General features: G+C 74.7%; 1 protein-coding gene. It reads right to left on the reverse strand.

Going from position 1 to position 574, the window contains the following annotated elements; all coding sequences use genetic code 11:
- Nucleotides 1-73: 73 nt before the first annotated feature.
- The gene (locus PROKR_RS09300; RefSeq protein WP_051432823.1) at nucleotides 74-502 is read right to left on the reverse strand and encodes an SgcJ/EcaC family oxidoreductase; all 429 of its coding nucleotides are present in this window, start codon (nucleotides 500-502) and stop codon (nucleotides 74-76) included.
- Nucleotides 503-574 lie beyond the last annotated feature (72 nt).

The raw sequence follows: 574 nt of genomic DNA on the forward strand, positions 1-574 counted from the left end.
GGCCGCTGCTGCGGACGCGCCCGCCGCGGACGCGCCCGCCGGGGCGCCGGACCCGGCGTCGACGTAGACCCCGTCAGCCCACGCGCGACACGTGGTAGTGGCTGATCAGCCAGTGACCCTCCTCGCGGACGGCGACGACGGTGAGGTGCACCGGCACCTCCCGGTCGGGGCGGTGGAACACGACCGCCGCGTAGCCGAGCACCGCGTCGTCGGCCAGCCTGGTGGCGCGCACCAGCGTGTGGTCGGCTGTGAGCCCGGCCGGCTGCTTGCCGTAGTAGGCCGAGACGACGTCGCGGCCGAACGCGGGCTCGGGGTCGAAGCCCTGGAACAGGGCGTCCGTGGTGAACTGCGCGGCGATGTGCTCGAGGTCGCGCCGGCGGATCCCGTCGGACCACCGGTCGAGCAGCGCCGTGACGATGCCGGCGGCGTCGGAGCGGTCCTGGTCCTGCGATTCGTCGTCGTGCCGGGTCTGGTCCTGCTGGGTCTGGTCCTGCTCGGTCATGATCTGTCTCCTCTTCCCGGTCCGCGGACCGGTCCGGCGCTCGGCCGGAGCTCCGGCCGAGCGCGGGGCGGC

This window comes from Promicromonospora kroppenstedtii DSM 19349 (genome assembly GCF_000515355.1).
In the GTDB taxonomy this organism is placed as follows: Bacteria; Actinomycetota; Actinomycetes; order Actinomycetales; family Cellulomonadaceae; genus Promicromonospora; species Promicromonospora kroppenstedtii.